The sequence below is a fragment of the Haloarcula sp. H-GB5 genome, from assembly GCF_054850705.1.
Map to the genome: position 1 here is coordinate 560,501 of NZ_JBTWBG010000002.1, position 23,978 is coordinate 584,478.

General features: G+C 63.9%; 18 protein-coding genes. 15 read left to right on the plus strand and 3 right to left on the minus strand.

All coding sequences use genetic code 11. The features are described 5' to 3' along the window. The first annotated feature begins 23 nt into the window (after positions 1-23). The 8 genes from ACYJ11_RS10885 (at position 24) to ACYJ11_RS10920 (ending at position 11,837) form a co-directional block, all read left to right on the plus strand. Positions 24-2,204: a PAS domain S-box protein gene (locus tag ACYJ11_RS10885; protein WP_461647778.1), complete on the plus strand. Its 2,181-nt coding sequence runs from the start codon at positions 24-26 to the stop codon at positions 2,202-2,204. Between the two features lie 55 nt (positions 2,205-2,259). After that, entirely contained in the window at positions 2,260-3,243 is a 984-nt protein-coding gene (gene mvk, locus ACYJ11_RS10890; protein ID WP_170098234.1) for a mevalonate kinase, read from the plus strand. Then, complete coding sequence (locus ACYJ11_RS10895) at positions 3,240-3,992, plus strand: isopentenyl phosphate kinase (protein WP_461647779.1); 753 nt, start codon at positions 3,240-3,242, stop codon at positions 3,990-3,992. Before mvk ends, ACYJ11_RS10895 begins: the two co-directional genes overlap by 4 nt. 171 nt (positions 3,993-4,163) lie before the next feature. After that, positions 4,164-5,645 carry a hypothetical protein gene (locus ACYJ11_RS10900; RefSeq protein ID WP_461647780.1) on the plus strand — a complete coding sequence of 494 codons (1,482 nt, stop codon included), beginning with the start codon at positions 4,164-4,166 and terminating at the stop codon, positions 5,643-5,645. Positions 5,646-5,909: 264 nt separating this feature from the next. Continuing rightward, on the plus strand, positions 5,910-7,256 hold the full coding sequence (locus ACYJ11_RS10905) for a ribonuclease J (RefSeq protein ID WP_170098231.1): 1,347 nt from the start codon (positions 5,910-5,912) through the stop codon (positions 7,254-7,256). A 4-nt stretch (positions 7,257-7,260) separates the two neighbouring features. Further along, complete coding sequence (gene idsA3 / locus ACYJ11_RS10910; RefSeq protein ID WP_461647781.1) at positions 7,261-8,301, plus strand: geranylfarnesyl diphosphate synthase; 1,041 nt, start codon at positions 7,261-7,263, stop codon at positions 8,299-8,301. Positions 8,302-8,388: 87 nt separating this feature from the next. Next, entirely contained in the window at positions 8,389-9,324 is a 936-nt protein-coding gene (locus ACYJ11_RS10915) for an ArsA family ATPase (protein WP_461647782.1), read from the plus strand. 773 nt (positions 9,325-10,097) lie between these two features. Then, positions 10,098-11,837, plus strand: a complete 1,740-nt coding sequence (locus tag ACYJ11_RS10920) for a glutamate--tRNA ligase (protein WP_461647783.1) — start codon at positions 10,098-10,100, stop codon at positions 11,835-11,837. On the opposite strand, the gene ACYJ11_RS10925 is transcribed toward ACYJ11_RS10920, so the two are convergent. Continuing rightward, on the minus strand, positions 11,824-14,271 hold the full coding sequence (locus ACYJ11_RS10925; protein ID WP_461647784.1) for a PAS domain S-box protein: 2,448 nt from the start codon (positions 14,269-14,271) through the stop codon (positions 11,824-11,826). The genes ACYJ11_RS10920 and ACYJ11_RS10925 overlap by 14 nt on opposite strands. Before the next feature lie 135 nt (positions 14,272-14,406). Here ACYJ11_RS10925 and ACYJ11_RS10930 point away from each other — a divergent pair, with 135 nt between their 5' ends. From ACYJ11_RS10930 to ACYJ11_RS10960, 7 genes are all read left to right on the plus strand, one after another. After that, entirely contained in the window at positions 14,407-15,390 is a 984-nt protein-coding gene (locus ACYJ11_RS10930; RefSeq protein WP_461647785.1) for an alpha/beta hydrolase fold domain-containing protein, read from the plus strand. A gap of 49 nt (positions 15,391-15,439) precedes the next feature. Continuing rightward, the gene (locus ACYJ11_RS10935) at positions 15,440-15,769 is read left to right on the plus strand and encodes a 4Fe-4S dicluster domain-containing protein (RefSeq protein ID WP_004593526.1); all 330 of its coding nucleotides are present in this window, start codon (positions 15,440-15,442) and stop codon (positions 15,767-15,769) included. Between the two features lie 205 nt (positions 15,770-15,974). Continuing rightward, on the plus strand, positions 15,975-16,829 hold the full coding sequence (locus tag ACYJ11_RS10940; protein WP_461647786.1) for an electron transfer flavoprotein subunit beta/FixA family protein: 855 nt from the start codon (positions 15,975-15,977) through the stop codon (positions 16,827-16,829). A gap of 2 nt (positions 16,830-16,831) precedes the next feature. Beyond that, entirely contained in the window at positions 16,832-18,496 is a 1,665-nt protein-coding gene (locus ACYJ11_RS10945; RefSeq protein ID WP_461647787.1) for an electron transfer flavoprotein subunit alpha/FixB family protein, read from the plus strand. Further along, positions 18,489-20,150 (plus strand): FAD-dependent monooxygenase, encoded by a 1,662-nt coding sequence (locus tag ACYJ11_RS10950; protein WP_461647788.1) that lies wholly within the window; start codon positions 18,489-18,491, stop codon positions 20,148-20,150. The genes ACYJ11_RS10945 and ACYJ11_RS10950 overlap by 8 nt, the downstream gene beginning before the upstream one ends. 11 nt (positions 20,151-20,161) lie before the next feature. Beyond that, positions 20,162-20,521 (plus strand): hypothetical protein, encoded by a 360-nt coding sequence (locus ACYJ11_RS10955; RefSeq protein ID WP_461647789.1) that lies wholly within the window; start codon positions 20,162-20,164, stop codon positions 20,519-20,521. A gap of 68 nt (positions 20,522-20,589) precedes the next feature. Next, the gene (locus ACYJ11_RS10960; protein ID WP_461647790.1) at positions 20,590-21,321 is read left to right on the plus strand and encodes a GNAT family N-acetyltransferase; all 732 of its coding nucleotides are present in this window, start codon (positions 20,590-20,592) and stop codon (positions 21,319-21,321) included. Here ACYJ11_RS10960 and ACYJ11_RS10965 read toward each other — a convergent pair. Continuing rightward, complete coding sequence (locus ACYJ11_RS10965; RefSeq protein WP_461647791.1) at positions 21,318-22,292, minus strand: LLM class flavin-dependent oxidoreductase; 975 nt, start codon at positions 22,290-22,292, stop codon at positions 21,318-21,320. The two genes, ACYJ11_RS10960 and ACYJ11_RS10965, sit on opposite strands and share 4 nt — an antisense overlap. 75 nt (positions 22,293-22,367) lie before the next feature. Next, positions 22,368-23,969: a class I adenylate-forming enzyme family protein gene (locus ACYJ11_RS10970; protein WP_461647792.1), complete on the minus strand. Its 1,602-nt coding sequence runs from the start codon at positions 23,967-23,969 to the stop codon at positions 22,368-22,370. Between the last annotated feature and the right edge of the window lie 9 nt (positions 23,970-23,978).

Below are 23,978 nucleotides of genomic sequence, written 5' to 3' on the forward strand. Positions count from 1 at the left end.
ACCGGACTTGAACGGGATTCCGAATGACGCCTGAAACCGCTGGCGTCGGGGACGCCAGAGTCAAGATCCTCTACGTTGGCACCGATTCGGACGACACCGTGACGCTGTCGACGGCTCTCGAACGTGAGTGCGACAGTCTCACGGTCGAAACGGTGCGTACTGCTACCGAAGCTGTGGCGAGGTTGGCTGACGATACCGTAGACTGCCTCGTCTCCGACTACGACCTGCCCGAACGGAACGGTATCGAGCTTCTGGAAACGGTCCGCGACGAGTACCCGGCCCTGCCGTTTATTATTTACACCGCACAGGGGAGCGAGGCAGTCGCCAGCGAGGCAATTTCGGCCGGTGTCACGGACTACCTCAGGAAAGAGCCGGGTGCTGAACAGTATGCCGGGCTGGTGAACCGAATCAGAGGCGCCGTCGACCACTCCCGCTCACAGCAGGCGGTCAGCGAGCGGAACCGAGCGCTCCAGAGCTACGAGCGGATGGTCAACTCCATGCAGGAGGCAGCCTGTATTTACGATGCCGAAGACCGGTTCGAAATCGTCAACGAGACCATCGCAGAGTGGTACGACACGACGCGCAATGAGCTCGAAGGACAGACCAGTAGACTCGTTCCGCGTATTCGAGCCGAGGGTGAGACAGACTGGTACCAGGAACTGCTCGACGGAACGCGGGAGAAACTTAGCGGCGAAATCGAAACGGAGTTCCCCGGCCACGGACACGCGGTGGTCGCGTACCAACTAACGCCGCTGGTCGTCGATGGTACTATCGACGGCATCGTCGGCGTAGCTCGTGATGTTACCGAGCAGAAAGAGCGCGAACGGGAGCTACTCCGGAACAAACGCGCGATAGACGAGGCCCCGGTCGGCGTCACCATCACTGACCCCAACCGGCTGGACAATCCGCTGATTTACGCTAACGACCACTACCGCGAGCTGACTGGCTACTCGCTCCCGGAGCTGCTCGGGAAGAACTGCCGAATACTCCAGGGCGAGAACACCGACCCGGAGCCTGTCGACGCACTACGGGACGCTATCGACGCAGGGGAGCAGGTGTCGGTCGAACTCCGGAACTATCGAAAGGATGGGACGGAATTCTGGAATCGGGTTCGGATCGCGCCGGTTCGCGACGAAGACGGCACAGTCGTCAACTACGTCGGGTTCCAGCAGGATATCACTGAGCGGAAACGTCGTGAGAAACGGTTAGAGGAAACGTCGTCGCGGCTCGAAGCCCTCTTCGAGAACTCGCCTGACATGATCGACGTGTTAGACGCCGACGGCACGATTTGCGACGTGAACCGGCGGTTCTGCGCGGAACTGGGGTACGACGAAAGCGAGGTGCTTGGACGGCCGATCTGGGAGTTCGACCGGAAGTTCGACGCCGAGGACGTGCAGACCCAGCTTTCCGGGTTCAGTATCGACGAGCGCCGCAAGTTCGAAGGTCTGTACGAACGCCGCGACGGGTCGACGATGCCGGTCGAAGTACATCTGCTCCGACTCAGCCTCGACGGCGACGACCGGTTTCTGGCGATCAGCCGCGATATCACGGAGCGCAAGGAACGCGAGCAGGAACTCGAACAGCAAAATGAACAGCTCGAACAGTTCGCCAGCGTCGTCAGCCACGACCTGCGGAACCCACTGACCGTCGCGCGCGGACAGCTCGAACTCCTCCGTGAGGAGTCCGATAGCGAGCATATCGACGCCATCGACGGGGCACACCAGCGAATGGATACGCTCATCGACGACCTGCTCACGCTCGCGCGCGACGGCGCGTCACCTGCGTCGCCCGTCGTGGTCGACCTCGAACCGTTCGTCCGGACGTGCTGGCAAAACGTCGACACGAAAGCCGCGTCGCTCCGCACTGACATAGCCCGACCCATCCGCGCCGACGAGAGCCGCCTCCGCCAACTGTTCGAGAATCTCGTCCGCAACGCGATCGAACACGGCGGTGACGACGTGACCGTGACCGTGGGCGAACTGGCCGACGGCTTCTACGTCGCGGACGACGGTCACGGCATCCCTGTGGCCGACCACGGAGACGTGTTTGACGCCGGCTACTCGACAGCAGCCGAGGGGACGGGCTTCGGCCTAAGCATCGTGAAACAGGTCGCTGACGCCCACGGCTGGACGGTCCGGGTCGTCAGTGGGACCGACGGCGGCGCACGGTTCGAATTTACCGACGTTGACACTGTGTCCGAATAGGGCTCCGACTGTCGACTCCGAAAACGCCTAACGCCCTGGGTGCACACGGGCGGGTATGGTCACGTCGAGCGCTCCTGGGAAGGTGTACCTGTTCGGGGAGCACGCGGTCGTCTACGGCGAGCCGGCGGTGCCCTGCGCCATCGAGCGACGGGTGCACGTGACGGCAACCGAGATCGACGAGGGATTGCGCATTCACGCGAACGACTTGCAACTGGACGGCTTTACCGTCGAATACTCCGGTGACGGGGAGAGCCATCCGGACGTGGATGTCGCCGAATCGCTCGTCGAGGCCGGGATGGGATACGTCAACGAAGCGGTCGCACAGGCCCGTGACGCGGCCGATGCGCCTGAAGCGGGCTTCGAGATATCCGTCGAGGGCGACATCCCGCTCGGGGCGGGGCTGGGCTCGTCGGCCGCGCTCGTCGTCGCCGCAATCGACGCGGCGACGAGAGAACTCGGTGTCGAACTGTCGGCAAGCGAGATCGCCGACCGCGCCTATCTGGTCGAACACGCGGTTCAGGACGGGCAGGCCTCGCGTGCGGACACGTTCTGCTCGGCGATGGGCGGAGCGGTCCGCGTGGAGGGCGACGACTGCCGGCGGCTGGACGGCATCGACACCCTGCCCTTCGTCATCGGCTACGACGGCGGAGCTGGCGATACCGGGGCACTGGTCGCTGGCGTCCGGGACCTGCGCGGGAAGTACGATTTTGCCGCCGACACCGTCGCGGCAATCGGCGACATCGTCCGTGAGGGGGAGTCAGTGCTTGGAACGGGCGACTACGAACGGCTCGGTGAACTGATGGATTTCAACCACGGACTGCTCTCTGCGCTGGGCGTCTCCTCGCGGTCGCTGGACTCGATGGTGTGGGCGGCCCGCGACGCCGACGCACACGGCGCGAAACTCACCGGGGCCGGTGGCGGTGGCTGTATCGTCGCGCTGGACGAGACGGACGACGCGCTCACCGCGCTGAAGTACACGCCGGGATGTGAGGACGTCTTCCGGGCCGAACTGGACACCGACGGAGTCCGGCAGGAATGACGGTCGTCCTCAAACTCGGCGGGAGCGTCATCACAGAGAAAGACGAGCCCGAGACGGTTGACCGGGCTGCCCTGTCGGACGCAGTGTCGGCTGTCGCCGACTCGGCAGTCGGCGAGGATATCGTCGTCGTCCACGGCGGCGGGAGCTTCGGCCACCACCACGCCGCCGAATATGGCGTTAGTACGACCGAGGGGACTCACGATGTCGACGGCGTGCAGGCCATCCACGGCGCGATGTGCCGGCTCAACGCCGCCGTCGTAGATGCGCTCTCCGAGGCAGGTGTTCCGGCCGTTCCGGTCCATCCGTTCTCGGCGGGCGCACGCGACGCCGACGGCGACCTCTCGTTGCCGACAGCGCAGGTCACGACGCTGCTGTCGGAGGGGTTCGTCCCGGTCCTCCACGGCGACCTCGTTGCACACGCCGGTGCGGGCGCGACGGTCCTGAGCGGTGACGAACTGGTCGTCGAACTCGCGCCCGCCGTCGACGCGGATCGCGTCGGCGTCTGCTCGACCGTTCCCGGTGTTCTCGATGAGGACGGGGCTGTTATCGACCGTATCGAGACGTTCGAGGCCGTCGAATCGGCGCTGGGTGGAAGCGACGCGACGGACGTCTCGGGTGGGATGGCCGGGAAGGTCCGTGCGCTGCTCGCACTCTCGGCCCCGGCACTCGTGTTCGGTCCTGACGCACTTCCCGCCTTTCTCGCCGGTGAGAATCCGGGGACGACTATCGCTGGTGATGACGACTTGTGAGACTGCTACTGCTGTCGGCGACTGGTCCGTCCCGGCGCGTGATGTCGTCGATATCGAGCCAACTCTGGCTGACGAAGCGGTAAATCTGCTCAGTCTCGACAGACTAGTAAATTAAATATCACTTCATCAACTGTCGTAACATATTTGTCCTCTGTTATCAATTATGCGACTATGTCTGCAGTAGGTCTGACCGACGTCTATCGATACGGAACGAGGTTTCTCGGGATATTGCTTGTCGTCGCCGGCGTCGGTGGCGGCCTCATCGCTGCAGGGTACGTGTTGATACAGAACGGCTCGCTCGGCTCGCTCTCTGGGAACGCGGGCTATCGTGCGGTACTCGGCATCGTCGTCGGGGCGCTCGGTGGACTCCTGTTGCTCTCCGGCGTGCTCGGCTTGACCCACAAGCTCATCGCCGACGCAACGATGGCGGGAACGCTCGCGGCACAGACAGCACGGCGTGATGCGAGCGATGTGGCAGCCGCCAGTTCCTCGGCAAGCGACCAGCCAGCAACTGAATCAACCGATGGCAGTGTTGCACCCGCTACCGAACCGGCTTCGGAGTCCGACGAGCCGACGCCAGAGCCGGCTGGGCCTGAGCCGGCGGTTTCCCAGGATACCGACCCGGCGGCTTCCGAGCCGGCGACCGACGAGCCCGAAGTGTCGGAACCGGTTGCTGACTCCGAACCGGACACTGATGCGTCCGGAGAATCGGGAATCCACGCATCCGCACAGCAACACTCCGACCCTTCCGACGCGGCAACGTCGTCTGCTACGTCCGACACTGCGGCGGCCGGGATCGACGACGCTGCGGTGACGGCGGCCGACGAAGATCCGCTGAAGGATGCTGACCCGGCGACGGCTGATGAGCCGGTGGCAGACGATACCTCAGTGACAGATATGGGCCCCTTGGAAGCCGACGACACGTCAGAACCACCGTCGGCCGACGAGACGATGGCCCCGGCGACAGACGAAGACGCAGTGGAGACAGCCACGACGGCCCAGGACGAACAGACATCGGAGCAACAGCCGACCGAAAACGTTGCCGGACCGGACCCTGAGGCGGTGGACGATACCACTGCGGAGCCATCCCCGACGGATCTCGCTCGCGATTCGGAAACAGTAGAACCCCAGTCCGAACCCAGCGAGCAGTCGGACCGCGACCTACTTACTGAGGACACCGCCGAGGAACCGGAGCCGAGCACGGAACCGCAGGAATGGACGCCGCCGGACCCTGCGGAGTTCGACACGGGAAGCGGGGAACCCGCGGCGGCTGACGACTGGGGGGAGGACGAGCCAGCACCAGCCGACGACCGGAACACCGAACCTGAAGCCGATACCGAACCCACCGGCGTCGACTCATCCGATGCTGACGAAGCGGACCAGCACGACGCCGTGACTCGGGACACCCGACTACTCGATGACTCCGGTGAGACGGACACGTCCGGTGGCCCACGGACGACGGACGATCTGTTCGGCGGCGCTGATACCGACCAATCTGGAGCCGAGATTGACGAAAGCGTACAGGGCGATGCGGAGTCCCAGGACACGGATGCGACGGCTGACGAAGACTCGACGCTCGCAGACGACGATGTCACTGGCTTCGACGTTTCCAGTGACGATGATCCGCTCTCGGACCCCCTAGACGACGAGTAGCGACGAACCCACACCGTTTTAAGAAGCGCCGTTGTAGACCGACGTAACCGAGCGCACGGCCGCCCGTGGACTGCGGTTCGGCGGCCGGCAGACGGCGGATGTAAGTTGCGGGACGGAAGTCCCTCCCACTGCGGTTGCACAGGCTACGGGCGTACCCGACTGGCCTGGAGCGCCGACGCGGACGAAGTCGCCTACATTGCAGATACCGTCGTTGCCGTGCCCCACCGGATGCCCGCGGCCGGCTTTCCACTCGGAGCTACAACCATGGAAGTCGAAATTGCGACAATTGGCGGTTACGAGGCTGTAGGCCGACAGATGACGGCCGTCCGTGCAGGGGACGACGTCGTCATCTTCGACATGGGCCTGAACCTCTCGAAGGTACTGATTCACGACAACGTCGAAACGGAACGGATGCACTCGCTGGACCTCATCGACATGGGTGCCATCCCGGACGACCGGGTCATGTCCGACCTGGAAGGCGACGTGAAGGCTATCGTGCCGACACACGGTCACCTCGACCACATCGGCGCGATATCCAAGCTCGCCCACCGTTACGACGCACCTATCGTCGCGACGCCGTTCACCATCGAACTCGTCAAACAGCAGATTAAGAGCGAGGAGAAGTTCGGCGTCCAGAACGACCTCGTGAAGATGGACGCCGGTGAGACGATGTCTATCGGCGAGCGCAACGAACTGGAGTTCGTCAACGTCACCCACTCCATCATCGACGCTATCAACCCCGTCCTCCACACGCCGGAAGGGTCGGTCGTCTATGGGCTGGACAAGCGGATGGACCACACGCCGGTCATCGGCGACCCCATCGACATGAAGCGGTTCCGCGAGATCGGCCGCGAGGGCGAGGGCGTCCTCTGTTACATCGAGGACTGTACGAACGCGGGCAAGAAGGGCCGCACGCCCTCCGAGTCCGTGGCGCGTCGCCACCTCAAAGACGTGATGGACAGCGTGGCCGACTACGACGGCGGTATCGTCGCAACGACGTTCTCCTCACACATCGCTCGTGTCAAGAGCCTCGTCGAGTTCGCCGACGATATCGGCCGCCAGCCGGTGCTGCTGGGCCGCTCGATGGAGAAGTACTCCGGCACCGCCGAACGGCTCGACTTCGTCGACTTCCCCGAGGACCTGGGGATGTACGGCCACCGCAAGTCCGTTGACCGGACGTTCAAGCGGATCATGAACGAGGGCAAGGAGAACTTCCTCCCAATCGTCACCGGCCATCAGGGCGAGCCACGCGCGATGCTCACCCGCATGGGCCGCGGCGAGACGCCCTACGAGCTAGACGACGGCGACAAGGTCATCTTCTCGGCCCGGGTCATTCCGGAGCCGACCAACGAGGGCCAGCGCTACCAGTCCGAGAAGCTCCTGGGTATGCAGGGCGCCCGCATATACGACGATATCCACGTCTCGGGCCACCTCCGCGAGGAGGGCCACTATGAAATGATCGAGGCGCTCCAGCCGAAGAACATCATTCCAGCCCACCAGAGCCTCGAAGGGTTCGCACCGTACGTCGACCTCGCCGAAGACATGGGCTACAAAGCCGGACGGGACCTCCACATCACCCGCAACGGCAACATGATCAAGCTCACCGAGTAAATCGATGTCCGAACGCCATCAGCAGGTCGAAGACGCGATTGTCGCCCGACGAGACCGGGTCAACGACGCCCTCCCCGAGGACCTTCCGGTCCAGAAGCCGGACCACCTCTACGAGGCGTCGCGATACCTGCTGGACGCGGGCGGGAAACGACTCCGCCCGACGGTCCTGCTGCTGGTCGCGGAGTCGTTGCTCGATGTCGACCCGCTGACGGCAGACTACCGTGACTTCCCGACCCTCGAAGGCGGGCAGGCCGATATGATGTCGGCTGCCCTCGCCATCGAGGTCATCCAGACGTTCACGCTCATCCACGACGACATCATGGACGACGACGCGCTCCGCCGCGGAGTGCCGGCCGTCCACAAAGAGTACGACCTCTCGACGGCGATTCTCGCCGGCGACACGCTGTACTCGAAAGCGTTCGAGTTCCTGCTCGGAACGGGCGCGGCACACGAACGGACCGTCGAGGCCAACAAGCGACTCGCGACGACGTGTACCCGCATCTGCGAGGGTCAGTCCCTCGACATCGAGTTCGAGCAGCGCGAGGTCGTCACGCCAGAAGAGTATCTGGAGATGGTCGAACTCAAAACGGCCGTGCTGTACGGCGCGGCCGCCTCGATTCCGGCCACGCTGCTGGGGGCCGACGAGGAGACGGTCGATGCCCTGTACAACTACGGGCTCGACGTGGGGCGTGCGTTCCAGATTCAGGACGACCTGCTGGACCTGACGACTCCCTCGGAGAAACTCGGCAAGCAACGAGGCTCGGACCTCGTGGAAGAAAAGCAGACGTTAGTGACGCTGCACGCTCGCCAGCAGGGTGTCGATGTCGGCGATCTGATCGATACGGACTCCGTCGAGGCCGTCTCGGAAGCCGAAATCGACGCCGCCGTCGAGCGCCTCCGAGAGGTGGGCTCAATCGAATATGCCCGCCAGACCGGGCAGGACCTCATCGCGAGCGGCAAGCAGAACCTCGAAGTCCTCCCGGACAACGAGGCCCGCTACCTGCTTGAGGGCATCGCGAACTACCTCGTTGAGCGCGACTACTGAGCGCGCCTGCGGTCAGTTTTCTCGCGTCGCTTCGACCCTGACTGGTGCTGGTCAGCAACTAAGACACGTCGTTCCCTAGCGACACCTGTGACCCGATTCCTCCTCTACGGCGGCAAGGGCGGTGTGGGCAAGACGACTGTGGCGGCAGCGACGGGCCACCAGCTGGCGGCGGCAGGCCACGAGACACTGGTCGTTTCCACCGACCCCGCCCACTCGCTGGCCGACGCCGTCGAGACCGAGGTCGGCGGCGACCCGACAAAAATCCGGTCGGGGCTGTGGGGTGTCGAGGTCGACCCACAGACCGGCATCGACCGCTACCGATCGCTGTTCGAGGCGCTGGCGTCGGAATTTTCTGACGCCGGCATTCGGATGGACGAAGAGGAGATCGCCGACCTGTTCACCACCGGCGTGATGCCCGGCAGCGACGAACTGGCGGCTATCGAGGGCATGGCGACGTACATCGAGAGCGACCGCTGGGATCGCGTGGTGTTCGACACCGCACCGACTGGCCACACGCTCCGACTGCTCGACCTCCCGTCGGTGATGGACCGCGGCGTCGCGACGGCGATGGATCTCCGGGACCAAGTTCGCCGGAAGGTCAACACCGCTCGGACGATGATGTTCGGCCCGATGGCGAGCCGGCGCGACGACGGCCCGGACGACTTCACCGAGATGCGCGAACGGATGGAGCGGGTCGGCACGGTGCTTCGGGACCCCGAACAGACCGTGTTCCGGGTCGTCAGCATCCCCGAGACGATGGCCGTCCGCGAGACGGAGCGGCTGGTCGGGAAGCTCCGTGAGTTCGATGTGCCGGTGACGACGCTCGTCGTGAACAAGGTCATCGAGGACGCCGACGACTGTCAGCGGTGTCAGGGTAGGCAGGCGGTTCAGGAAGATGCTATCGCGCGGCTTCGGGAGTCGCTTTCCGAACTGGATATCTGGACGATTCCCGACCAGTCCGGCGAGGTAACTGGACTGGCCTCGCTGGAGCAGGTCGCGGACTCGTTGGGTGCTGTTGAGTGACCACTCTTCGTTTGCGGGGAACCGTCCTGCGTAGAATACACAGCCCGTCTGCGAACGTACCAACCGGAAAACACATGCGGCCAGAGATGAGTTGCTTGCGTCATGAATCTGCGTCCGCTTCTTGCGGTGTTTCTCATTATTACTGTCGGCATCGTAGCTTCGCTACTCCTGTTTCCAACCCTTTCTGCCCACAGCGGCCCGCCAGATGTAACGACGACTGACACGCCGACGATTGATCCATCTGTTCCAGCACCATACCAAGGAACGAAAGCCGACCCCTCTGTCGTCATCCAAGTCGGTACAACTGGGAATGGGTTGCCGATTCAGGTTTGGAATGCTAGCCCGATGAATCAAACCGTATCCGTCGAACTAGTACATAATGATAGCGACTCTTCAGTCGTAACCCGTACAGAAACACTCCCACCGAACGGGACACTTTGGTTAGAAATTCCATCTCCAGGGTACCTCCTCACAGTGACGGACGAGTCAACACAGACGACTGGAACGTACCCAGTAACAACTGACCATTTCGACTGTAATTCCCGGTTTGCAGAAATCCGTATCGATAGCAACGGAACAGTCGATTCTCGGACCGTCTCCACCAGTGTGGGCTGTTGACGGTGCTCGCTGTACTAACCAGTGTGACTGCACCCCGTACTGAGTGAAACGAATCGTTGTCGACATAGGGCTACGTGAACTGCTTGCTGACACCCCGCCCCCATAGCTGACCCAACCCGACGGCGTTTTGACCCTCCCAGTCGCAGGTCCCGGTAATGGACGACGAGCTGCGAGACCGAATCACGGAGGCAGCGGAGACAAACGCCCTCCTCAACGCGGTCAAACACGACAGCGAGGCACAGGTCGGCGCAATAATGGGCCCGCTCATGGGCGAGAACCCGGAGTTCCGCGAGTACGGCGACGAGATTCCGGGCGTCATCGCGCCGGTCGTCGAGCGGGTCAACGGGATGGACGCCGACGAGCGACGCGAGCGGCTGGCCGAACTCGCTCCGGAGAAGCTCGAAGAACTGGAGAGCGAGGACGAGGGCGAGGACCACCCGCTGCCGGACCTGCCCAACGCCGACGACTACGACACCGTTCGAATGCGCGTCGCGCCCAACCCCAACGGCCCGTGGCACATCGGCCACGCACGGATGGCTGCCGTCGTCGGCACGTACAAGCAGCGCTACGACGGGGAGTTCATCTGCCGCTTCGACGACACCGACCCCGAGACGAAGCGACCGGACCTCGACGCCTATGACGCGATTCTGGACGCCATCGACTATCTGGGCTTCGAACCTGACGACGTAGTCAACGCCAGCGACCGGGTCGAGACGTACTACGAGTATGCCCGCGAACTCATCGACAAAGGCGGAGCCTACACCTGCTCGTGTCCGCAGGGTGAGTTCTCCGACCTGAAGAACAACGGTGAGGCCTGTCCCCACCGCGACAAGGACGCCGAGACCACGCGCTCGGAGTTCGAAGCGATGGTCGACGGCGAGTACGACAGCGGCGAGATGGTGCTGCGGGTCCGGACTGATATCACGCACAAAAACCCCGCGCTGCGGGACTTCGTCGCGTTCCGGATGGTCGACACACCCCATCCGCGCGAAGCGGCCGAAGAGTACCGCTGCTGGCCGATGCTCGACTTCCAGAGCGGGCTGGACGACCATCTGCTGGGTGTCACGCACATCATCCGCGGCATCGACCTGCAGGACTCCGCGAAGCGCCAGCAGTTCGTCTACGACTACTTCGACTGGGAGTACCCCGAAGTCATCCACTGGGGCCACGTTCAGGTCGACGCCTACGACGTGCCGCTCTCAACGTCGAGCATCGCCGAACTCATCGAGGATGATGAACTGGCGGGCTGGGACGATCCGCGAGCGCCGACCGTCGCCAGCCTCGAACGGCGCGGCATCCGCGGTGAGGCCGTCGTCGATGCGATGATTCAGTTGGGCACGTCCACCTCGAACGTCGATCTGGCGATGTCCTCTATCTACTCGAACAACCGCGATCTCATCGACGACGACTCGGACCGGGCGTTCTTCGTCCGGGACAGCGACGATCACGGTGGCCTCGTCGAGCGTCAGATCGTTGGCGGGCCGGACGCCGGCGAACCGCCGCTGCACCCGGACTACGAGGAGCGTGGCCGCCGCGAGATTCCGGTGACGAACGGCGTCGCCGTCGAGGGCGACGACTTGCCGGACCACGGCGAGCGCATCTGGCTCAAGGGGTACGGCTGTGTACGCCACACTCGCGATGCCTTCGAGTACACCGGCGACGACATCGACGCTGTCCGCGAGGAGGGCGTCGACGTGATTCACTGGGCACCGGCCGACGGCCCACGGCTCCGCCTCCGGACGATGGACGGCGACGTGTCAGGCGTGGCCGAACCGGGACTGCTCGGCTACGACGCTGACGACGTGGTGCAGTTCGAGCGTATCGGCTTCGCCCGACTCGACGAGGTTGCCGACGAGGCCGAAGCGGAGTCCGTCGCGTACTTTACACATCCCTGAGGCTGTCGTCGCGGTCCGTGGTCGGGTCCTCTGTCTCGACGCCGCTGAACTCGAAGCGAGCACCGCCGTCTTCGCTGTTGGTGACCGTTAGCTCCCAGCCGTGGGCCTCGGCAATCGTCTCTACTATCGCCAGACCGAACCCGGTGCCGTCGTCGTCGGTACTGTAGCCCGATTCGAGGACGTCGTCGCGCTGGTCCGGCGGAATCCCCGGGCCGTCGTCGGCAACGTAGAACCCATCTGAGGTAGCGCCGAGCGTGATGGTAACCGTCCCTGCACCGTCGGTCGCCGGGCCTGCTTCGGGCGTGGAGTCGTCCCTGCCGTGTTCCACGGCGTTCTGAATGAGGTTCTGGAACAGTTCGGCCAGCCGTTCACGGTCGGCCAGCACGCGTTCTGGTGGGTCCCGAATCCGTCGCTCGGCCGCGTTCGTGGGTGCGGCGTTCCACGCCTGTACGAACGTCTCCCGAAGCGCCACCGGTTCGGGGTCGCTGATGTCACGCCCCTCGCGGGCAAGCGTCAGGGTATGGTCGATTAGCCCCTCCATTCGGTCCAGAGCATCCGCCGCGGCCGTTATCGACTCGCGCACTTCCGAGCCGGCGTCCTGCGAGGCCAGCTCCAAGTGGCCACTGGCGACCTGCAGGGGGTTCCGGAGGTCGTGGGAGATGAGGCTGGCGAACTCGTCCAGCCGTTCGTTCTGGCGTTCCAGCTGTCGCTCCCGACGCTTCCGCTCGGTGATGTCCGTCACCACAGAGACGCTGCCGACCACGGAGCCCCTGAGGTCGCGAATCGGTGCGGCGGCAAGGCTCACGTCGACACGGCTTCCGTCCTTTCGTTCGAGTTTCGTCTCGTGGCCCGACAGGCGCTCGCCTTCGAGTACCCGGGCGTGACGTTCGGCCGTCCGCCGTCGGTTCTCCTCCGGGATAACCGGAACCCTGTCGCCCAACACTTCGTCGGCACGCCAGCCGAACAGCTCCGTCGCGGCGGGGTTCCAGACCTCGACCGTCGCGTTGGCGTCAAGCGCAACGATCGCGACCGGGGCAGCCTCGACCAGCGTTTCGAGCCGCTCAGTCGTCACTGCGAGTTCGGACTCGATTTCCTTTCGCCGCGAGATATCTCGGACGATGCCGACGCGGCCGGACTCACCGCCAGCCAGTTCGATGTCCGCCGCGTCGACTTCACAGGGGACCTGTTCGCCGGTAGCGGTCCGGATCAGGAACTCCGCCGAGCCGTCGTCCAGCGGCTCGGTTTCCATCTGTCCCAGCACTGTCTCGAAGCGCTCGCCGACGAGACTGTCCTCGACGGTGCCGACCAGCTCGGCGAACGGGTCGTTGTACGTAACAAATTGGTCGTGCTCGTCAAGGACGTAGACGGGTTCGCTGACGCCCTCGAAAATCGTCTTGTACTGCGCCAGCCGTTGCTCGCGTTGCTTCCGCTCCGTGACGTCTCGGAGAACGACGAGCCGGCCAACGAGCCCATCGAACCGGTCGGTAAACGGCGTCACTTCGAGTTCGACGAACCGCTGCTGACCGTCCACGGAAAGTGCGAGTTCCGACCAGTCCGACTGCCCGTCGTCCGCAATCGCGAGACTGTCCCAGGTCGAAATGACGGCGTCGACCTGCTGGCCCACGAGCGTCTCCTCGGGGCCAGCGAGGAGGGTTTCGGCCGCCGGATTTGCATGGCTGATGCGGCCGTCGGTGTCCACGACGAGCGTTCCGTCGCCCATCTGTTCGACGATAGTTTCTTGCGCCGCCGGGACTGGGTCGAGTGTCTTGAACGTGTAGAGGCCGGTCGTCATCGCTATTCCGGAGACGCCCCAGGCGAAAATCGTGGCATCCTCGGGGATCTGTAGGAAGTACTGCTGGGTCAGCGCAATGGTCCACGGGGCCAGCGCCGCGACGAGGACGGCCGCGGCCTGTGTTCGGTACAGGTGTCGCGAGCGGACGAACAACTGTATGAGAACGATTGTTCCGGCAAGCGCCGCGATCAGAATCGTTGCCATGTGGGCGATAAACACTGCCGTGAGGCCAGTCCCGGGTGCCACCACCAGCGACCCCACGGAGCCGCTGGGTGGGAGGTCGAACAACGAGACGCCCGGAAAGACAAACACGGCCACCAGCAACACTGGGTCAAGCGATAGTAGCCCGACGGCTCGCCGCGTCACCGTTCGGTCGAAGTCGGCGTACTGCAGTGCGGCGGACAGCCACGCGATGGCAACCGCACCCTGCGCGATGGTCGCGACCTGCCGGGCAAGCAACTGCGTCGACAGCGTCGTCGCAGTGATGTCGACGGCGTAGCTGGCCGCACCGACCGCTAGAGCGAGGTGAAACACCACCATCGGCGTCCCGCCAGGCTCCTCGCGCTTGCGCCATGCGAGCAACAGAAAGACCGCAGAAAGAGCCGCCAGGACCCACAGAACCGTCACAAAGCGGCCGTACATCGTTCCACAGTTTATTGCCGTGTTATCACTTTATTTTATCGGTCGGTGGCGTACTGATAGTAAAAAAGCGTTTGCTGTGGTCAGTACCCTCATTCATCGAGTCCGAGATTGTCGAAAGCGGATAGCGTCGGGCTTATGTCCGCGACGGCCCGACTGTCGCCCGTGACAGACCGCGCCCCGGAGTCAGTGACAGTGCAGCGTGATATCCCGTTCCACGAGGTGGACGGCGAGACGCTGACGCTCGACCTGTACGACGCAGCGGCGACCAGTGGCCCGAAACCGGTCGCCGTGCTGGTCCGTGGCGGCGCGTTCACGTTCGGCGACAAGGGCGAGTTCGCCCGCCACGCGCTCGATCTCGCCGCGGACGGCTTTCTGGTCATCGAGCCGCAGTATCGGCTTGCACCGGAATCGACGTTCCCGGCGGCGCTGGTCGATGTGAAGGCCGCTATCGAGTGGGCCCGAACGGAGGGCGAAAGCTACGGCGCGGACACGAGCCGTATCGTCGGTATCGGCCATTCGGCGGGCGCAAACCTCGTCGTTCTGGCTGCGCTGACGGCGGACGAGCCCGGGTTCGAACCCGAACTGTACCCCGGCGCGTCCTCGGCGCTGTCGGCCGCCGTCGGCTACGCCGGCGTCTACGACTTCCACGCGCTCGACAACGTTACCGACGTTACCGAAGGCGAGGGCCACCGCGCGTACCTCGGTGGCGAGCCCGATGACGAACCTGCGGCCTACGACCTCGCCTCGCCGGTTGGGCAGGTGAACACCGACGCACCACCGACGCTGTTGCTCCACGGCACCGACGACGATGTCGTGCCGCCAGCCCAGTCCGAACTGTTGGCCGACGCCCTCGGTCCCATGACCGATGTGGTTCACGAGACAGTACCGTCGGACCACGGCTTCCCCTTCCACGGGGCCCAGTACGACGACGTGTACGAGCGGACTGTCGAGTTCATCCGGCGAGTCGGAACCGGCGGACCGGACACTGGCGACGCGACAGGGACGGGCGAGGACACCGGCTTGCCTGGCGGCAACCTGCCCGGGCCGACCGACCGCATAGGCGACCTCGGACCGGCAGACACTCGTGGACCGGATCGCCGCGACGGCCCCGGATTCTGACGGTCAGGTCGAAAAGTTAAGTAGCTCGCAAAAGTGAGATAAGATACCAATGGCCATAGACCCGGAGTTCGAGGAGAACCGCGACGTTGTCGAACAGCACGATGGACACGATGTCTGGGGACCGGTCGACGAACCCGAGGAACTGGGCATCCACGGGACACACGTCGCCGTCGACTTCGATATCTGCATCGCCGACGGCGCGTGTCTAGAGGACTGCCCCGTCGACGTGTTCGAGTGGGTCGACACGCCGGACCATCCGGAGAGCGAAATCAAGGCCGACCCCGCCCACGAGGAGCAGTGCATCGACTGCATGCTCTGTGTCGACGTGTGTCCGGTCGACGCCATCGACGTGGACCCGGGCCGCGCCGGTCGTATCTGAAGCTATTGGAACCCCTGTTTCCGCGGAATTGCAGCATTCTACGCCTCAAATATAAACTGCCGATAGCTGTCAGCCTATCGTCATACAGCACGTTGTCCGGATTCTACCGCCCCTGAGACAGCTACGCCTACCTGTCATCCAGATTTGTAAACATACATTTATTATAGATTCTTGTGTGAGATACACTCACGAGGGTCGTGATAGCATGCATACAGTCGTGATGACGAAAGGCGTACCGGACTTCCGCGAGGGACAGGTATCGTTCGACGAGGACGGCCATCTCGAACGGGGAAAGACACCGACGGTGATGAACCCCAACGACAAGCACGCGCTCCGGGCGGCGTTCCAGACAAAAGTCCGCAACGGCGGGCACGTCTCGCTGATGAGCATGGGACCTCCGGGGTACAAAGAGGTCTTACAGGAGGGAATGCGGGACGTGTACGCCGATGACCTGTATCTCCTCTCGGACCGCGAGATGGGGGCCGCGGACACCTGGGCTACCGCGATGACTGTCGCGACCGGCCTCCAGAACCTCGACGAGCAGCCCGATTTGGTGTTTGCCGGGTTCAAAACAGCCGACGGTGAGACGGGCCACACCGGCCCACAGACCTGCTGGTGTCTGGACTGGCCGATGATAACTCACGTCCTCTCGCTCGATATCGACGAGGACGCCGGCACCGTCCGGGCTAAACGGCTGGTCGACGGGGATATCTCCGAGATCGAGACGGTCGAAGCACCGATGCCGTGTTTCATCGTCGCCGATCCCGAGTTCGAACCGACCTACCGGAAGGCAAGTCACCGGCTGAAGCACAAGGACCTCCGCGAGGAGACCCAGCAGCGTGCCGAGGAGTACGAGGAACACCTCACGGTCTGGGATCACGAAGACCTCAACCTCGACCCGGACTACATCGGTCTGGACGGCTCGCCGACCATCGTCTCCGGCGTCGACCCGATTCCCAAGGCTCCCTCCGAGCGGGAGGCGACGATGATCGAAGCCGACGAGCGCGAGGCGCTGGACCCGGTGCTAGACGAACTTACCCCCTACGCGGCGGGTGACTGACCATGCCTGAAATCGACCCCACAGAACACGAGATCGCCGAGTTGGGCCCGAAAATCAAAGACGTCGACGACGCCGACGAACTGCGGGCGATGCTGGAACTGGAGGAAGACGGCGAGGATCGGGTCCCGGTCAAGACGCTCATCGAGGATCGCATTGAAAAAGTCGAAAGCGACGATGACGGCGAGATGGACCCGGAAACCGTCGATCTCTCCGAACTCACTGTCGCCGACGTGGCGAACATGGTGCGAGAGGTCGACGACGCCGACGTGCTCCGGGACCTGCTCGAACGCGAGAAAGCGGGCCAGGACCGGAAGACAGCGAAATCCCAGATAGAGAGTCGAATCGAGTCCGTCGAGGGGACCGGTGAGGGCGAGGGTGAGGAGACGGCAGAAGTCGAGTACGTCCCACCGGCGGAGAAGTACCCGGACCTCGACCACCCGACCAACGACAAGCAATGGGTTGAGGGGACCGTCGGCGCGGAGTACCGCGACATGTGGGTGTACTGCGAGACCCAGGCCGGCGAACTCGTCGACGTGTCGAAGGAGATGCTCGGGAAGGCCCGGCAGTTGATGGACACGTACAACGAGGACTACGACGAGAGCGAGCGCGTCGTCGCCGTGCTCATCGGGGCCGATGCAAGCGACCACGTCGAGGACGTCGTTGCCTACGGCGCGGACCTCGTCGTCTACCACGAGGACGACCGGCTCGACCGGTTCCGCCACCAGCCCTACGCCGAAATCTTCTGTGACATGGCCAGAGCGGGTGGCGACCTCGCCGCTGAGGGTCGCGAGGAAGTCGAGTGGAAGGACTACCACGAGCCGCGCTACACCGTCTTCCCGGCGACGAACAACGGTCGGGACCTCTCGGCACTCGTTCAGGGCGAACTCGACTCCGGATTAGCGTCGGACTGCTCGGGACTGTACATCGAGAACGAGATGATCTCAAACCCCGCGAAAGTCGGCACCGCTGGTGACAAGAGGGAGTTCGAACGCGTGCTACACATGAAGCGCCCGGACTTCTCCGGGTTCGAGTACTCGACGATTCTGTGTATCGACAAACCGCATCGGGACTTCCACCCGCAGGGGGCGTCGGTGATTCCGGGCAGCTTCGAAATGCCCGACCCCGACTACGAGCGCGACGCCGAGGTTGTCGACTACGAAATGGCCCTCGACGACGACTGGTTCAAAGTCGAGGTTGAGGAGTACGACCGTCTTTCGGGTGGCGTTGATCTCACCGGCCACGATGTCATCGTCGCTGTCGGTCGGGGCATCGGCGACGACCCGACGCAGGGCATCGAGCAGGCACTGGACCTCGTCGACGCCTTCGAAGACGCCGATCTGGGACTGTCTCGCGGCGTCATCACCTCGTCGTACTCATTCGACGGTCACGTCGAGCAGTACGTCACCGAGGAGCGCCAGATCGGCGAGTCCGGGCAGGAAGTCGAACCCGACGTGTACATCGCAGCGGGTATCTCCGGGGCGATCCAGCACAAGGTCGGCTGCGACGAGTCCGATACGATCATCGCGATCAACACTGACCCGGACGCCGATATCCGCGACTTCTCGGACTATCTCATCGAGGGCGACTTATTCGAGGTCTTGCCGCGCCTGACAGAGGCGGTCGAAGCCGGTGAACTGGGTGCGATGATGGAGGCCAGCGATGACTGACGCCGCCGAGGAGTACGAGGCTGTCGTCGTCGGCTGTGGCCCGGGCGGGGCCGCCGCGGCGGCGACGCTCGCGCGGAACGGCGTCGAGACGCTGGTGCTCGAACGCGGCGTCGATGCCGGCTCGAAAAACGTCTCTGGCGGACTCATCTACGCCGAGGAGTCGGCCCCCTACACCATTGACGGGCTGTTCCCGGACTTCCGAGAGGAAGCCACAGAGCGACCGGTAACGGAGAACATGATTCACAACATCGCCGGCGACAAGGTCAAGTCCTTCGACATCGGCGACCTGCACCACCACGACACGGCGTGGGCCGACGCAGTACTCCGTCGGAAGATGGACTCGTGGCTCGCCAAGCAGGTCCACGAGCGCACCCGGGAGACCGGCGGCGGCCTGCTGACCGAGGTCCACGTCACCGGCTTGCTCCGCGAACGGGGGGAGATCGTCGGCGTGACGACCGAGGAGCTAGACCCCATCAAAGCCGACATCGTCGTGGCGGCCGACGGCGTCAACTCCGAACTCGCCCGCGATGCCGGGCTGATGAACTGGGACGAGCCCGAGGAGTGGTTTCAGGGCGTCAAGGCGGTCGTCGATATGGAACCGGAAGTCATCAACGACCGATTCGACGTGGCTCCCGACGACGGCGCAGCCCACCTGTTCTCGGGCGACCTGTTCGACGGCGTCCGGGGCGGCGGCTTCCTCTACACCAACGAGTCCTCGCTGTCTATCGGCACCGTGTTCCACCTCGATTCCATCGCCGAGGAGCGGGCTGAACCCCACGAACTGCTCGACAGCCTGCTCACGCATCCGCTCATGGCCCAGTGGCTCGGCGACGAGTACGACGAGCGCGAGTACAGCGCGAAACTCGTCCCGGACTCGAAGAAGGCGGCCCATCCCTCGCCACACGAAGACCGCCTCGTTCTGGTCGGCGACGCCGCCGGCCAGATGCAGGCCCAAGGCCCCATCATCAAGGGGATGAACCACGCGGTCACCGCCGGAGCGCTGGCCGCCGAGGCCTTCGCCGACGCGAGGGCACGAGACGACCCGTCTCAGGCCGGCGACCTGTACGAAAAGAAACTCCACGACGAGGGCGTGATGGACAAGCTCCGGCCGACCGGGTACAGGGTGTTCGGACAGCTCGGCGAACTCGGTCCCGTCGACGACCTCTCGAACGCTATCGCCGAGTCCGCCGTCGGCCGGTTCGGGGTCCGCGCGGCAGCCGGACTGCTCGAACTGGCCTACTCGTCACCGCGGTTGGTGTCGATGATTCCCGACACCAAACTGCCCTACGTGACGCTCCCGACAGTCATCGCGGAGGAACTGGGTGAGCCCGTAACGGACGAGAACACCGTCTCGCCACCCGACCTGGCCGACCGTATCGGCGACCTGACCTACGACGTGGGCGATCCGCACATCGAACTGGTCGACAAGTCGTTCGAGGCCTCGGGCACCGCTGTCACGGCCTGTCCGGTCAGTGCCGAGGACTTCGGCGGCGGCTGTTACCGCGACGAGATGGTCCAGACCAACGGCAGCGAGGAACACCTCGTGAGCCTCGACACCCAGCCTTGCGTCGAGTGTGGCACCTGTGCCATCGTCGCCGACACCGAGTGGGAACACCCCGCTGGCGGGAAAGGCGTGGAGTTCAATCAGGGGTGACCCGTTCGGTGATGAGTGGCCAGTACGACGACCGCCTTCGGGCGCTCTCCCGCCGAGCGGAGCAGACCCGCGAGTCGCTGGACCCTGACCCGCCGGACGAGGAGCGCGCAATGGAACTCCTTCGGGACGGGTTCGGCCCCACGGTAGCGCTGTACTGTGAGGCCCGGACCGGCGGGTCGTGGGTCCCCTTCTCCGAGGCGGAGTTCGAGCGGCTGGAACGGACCATGAACGACTGGCTGGACTGCTATACCGCCTGCTACGGCGTGGAGTTAGCCGGTACCTACAGCGTCAGAACGGCCGCAGAGCTGCTCGTCGATACACACAACGCTCGCGACGTGGCAGTGCTTCTGACCGGCGTTCCGGACCAGTAGCGACCGTTTGCTTAGAAGTGCATGGTTTTTGATAAAGGATTAAGTACTGTGTCGTGGTAGCTAATACCATGGAGCTAACAGAGCCACTGCAGTTCGACCACGAGGATCGACGGGACATCTACGAGTACGTCGAATCACACGGGTCCGTCGAACCGAGAGCGGCCCGGTCGGCGCTGCAGATGGACCCGCGGCCGTTCGGCCATCACGTCGCGATACTCAAACGCGACGGCGTATTAGAGGATATCGACGGGGAACTCCGCGTCGCCTACAACGACACTGTCGAGGAGGAGTTCGAGGCCGACGACATCGAGTTCACCATCCGCCAGGCGCGACAGGAGGACCTGACCGGACTCGTTGGAGCCATCCGGGCCGCAATCGGCGGCGGTGAGTACGTCGACGCGGAGACCGTCGCCGACGTGGTGGACAGCGAGGGCGTGCTGCTTCGACACAACGAACTGGAGTCGCGCATCTTCTTCGTCGCCTGCATCAACGACGACGTGGTCGGGTGGGTTCACCTCAAACATCCCGAAGTCGAGAAGCTCAGCCACACGGCAGAGCTAACGCTGGGTGTGCTTGAACGGTATCGGGGTCACGGTATCGGCTCCCAGTTGCTCGCCCGGGGGACCGAGTGGGCGGCGTCGAACGGCTACGAGAAGCTCTACAACTCCGTCCCATCGACGAACGAGGACGCGATCGAATTCCTCGATGCTCACGGCTGGGACACCGAAGCCGTCCGCGAGGATCACTACAAGTTCGGCGACGAGTACGCCGACGAGGTGATGATGGAAATTGACCTCTAACTCGGCCCCAGCGCCCGAATCGTCGTCCGAGCCAGTTCCCCGTCGACCTGCTGTGGCACAGTTAGCAGAAGCCGGTCGATGACAGCTCTATCCGCAATCCTATCCCGTTTCTCCCGTGCCTGTTCCGGCGTCCCGGCGATGCCGAGGTCAGCCGTCATTTCGTCAGTGACGAGCTCCGTCGCCTCGCCGCGGTCACCCGCCTGCCAGGCGTCGGCGATGCGCTCCGCCCGGTCCGGATACGTCTCCGCGACCGCCCGGCGGTACCCCTCGCCGCTGCCGACGTAGTAGGCGATGTGCTGCCGGAGTTCCTCGGTGGCTCGCTCGGCATCCTCGTGGACCACTGCCGGCACGTACGGTGCGACGGTGATGTCGCTCGGGTCGCGGTCGGCATCGCGTGCGGTCTCGGCGATGTAGTCGAACGACGCTTCGAGTTCGGAGAAGGGCACCATGTGTGGGAGCCAGCCGTCGGCGAGTCTGGCGACGACCCGCCTGTTGGCCGGCCCGAGGGCGGCGTGGTACACTGGCACGTCACGATCCAGCGGCGGCACGCCGCTGACCGAGACCACCTCGCCATCGTAGGTCACCCGCTCGTCGCTGGTCATGAGTTGCTTGATGATATCGATAGTCTCGTGAGCGCGACGGACCGGGCGCTCGAACTCCATGCTGTGCATATTCTCGATGGACCTGGCTGTACTCGTTCCCAGCCCCAGCACTGCCCGCCCGTCGGAGACCCTGTCGAGGGTCGTCGCTGTCATCGCCAGCACGGCCGGTGACCGCGAGAAGACGTTGAGTATCGCGCTGCCGATCTCGATGTCGTCGGTTCGGGTCGCGATGTCCGTGAGTTCGACGACGGAGCTAGCCCCCCAGAGTTCGTTCAGCCAGACCGAGTCGTAGCCGTGGTCTTCAGCTTCGACGGCTAGATCGATTGTGCTGTGGTCCTCGACGCGTGGCACGACGACTCCCAGATGCATGGTGTGACCGACTGCTGGGAACCTAATAAAGAATCGTGTTAATACTGCCCCAGCGCCTCACAGCCACCGCCGCGTTCACTCCTGGCCGATCATCCGCTCCTGCTCCTGCCAGTACTCCTCACGAAGCTCGTACTTCTGGATTTTTCCGGTTGCCGTTTCAGGAAGCGAGTCACGGAAGTCGATGCCTGCGGGGACCTTGTAGCTCGCGACGCGTTCTCTGAGGAAATCCAGAATATCCTGCTCGGTCACGTCGCTGTCGGCCGTCGGGACGACAATTGCCATCGGCGTCTCGCCCCAGTCCTCGCTCGGAGCCGGAATGACCGCGGCTTTCAGCACATCGGGGTGGTCGTACAGTTCGTCTTCCAGCTCGATCGAGGAGATGTTCTCGCCCCCGGAGATGATGATGTCCTTCCGGCGGTCCATGATCTGTATCATCCCGTCGTCGTCCCACGTCGCGAGGTCGCCGGTGTGGAAGTATCCCTCGACGCGGTCGTTGAACGCTTCCTCGGTGATCTCGGGCTTGTTGAGATAGCGGTCCATCACCTGATTGCCCTGCACCACGATCTCACCGATGGTCGCACCGTCGTGTGGCACGTCGTTGCCGTCTTCGTCGACGACTCGGATGTCGGTACACAGCGCCTCCGAGCCCTGTTTGACTTTGATTTCTCGGCCCCGCTCGGCGATGCGCCGCGGGGAGTTGCTGGTCGTGATGATCGGGGCCGTCTCGGTCAGGCCGTAGATGTGGATGATGCGCCAGCCGAAGTCGTCTTCGACGCTTTCGATGGTCGCCGTGGCCGGGGCGCTGCCGGCAGTGGCGATCCGTACGTCGCGGTCCCCCTGTGTCACTACGTCGTCGTCGTTTGCTCGGTAGTGCTGGATGAGTTTGTTCAGCACCGTCGGCGCGCCACACATGAACGACACGTCGTACTCGCGGACCCGGCGGAAGGTGTCCGCGGCGTCGAAGGCCCGCTGACAGACGTGCGTCCCACCGGTCCCGGTGATAGCGTAGGTGTGGCCCCAGCCGTTGCAGTGGAACATCGGGAGCGTCCAGAGGTACGTGTCGTCGTCGCGTATCTCCATGTGCTGATTGAGCACCAGCGAGTGCCAGCTCTCGGTCCGATGGGTTCTGACCACGCCCTTTGGGTCCCCTGTCGTACCGGACGTGTAGTTGATGCTCGCGTCATCGTTCTCGGAGATGTCCGGCCGGTCCGGTTCGGCTGTCGGCTGCCCGTCGAGGATACCGCTGTAGGCGTCCCATTCGCCGTCGATACGGTCGGGCTTGTAGCCGATGAACGTCTCCGCAGGGATGTCGTCCCGTACCGGCTCGACCTTCTCCGCGAAATCGTAGTCGGCGATGACCGTCGCAGCTTCACAGTCGTTCAGGATATACTCGATTTTCGCAGGGTCGAGCCGGTAGTTCAGCGGGACAAACACCGCGCCGAGTTTGTTTGTCGCGTACAGCGTCTCGATGAAGTAGTGTGTGTTCGGCGCGAGGAGGGCCACGCGACTCCCCTTCGAGACACCCCGGTCCGACAGCGCGTGTGCCAACTGGTTGACTCGCTCGTTTACCTCCGCGTACGTGTACTCGGTGCCGTCGTGGGCGACGATGCCGGTCGCGTCGTCGTAGATGTCCGCTGCACGGTCGATGAAGTCGGTGGTGAGCATCTCGCGTTTCATGATAACACG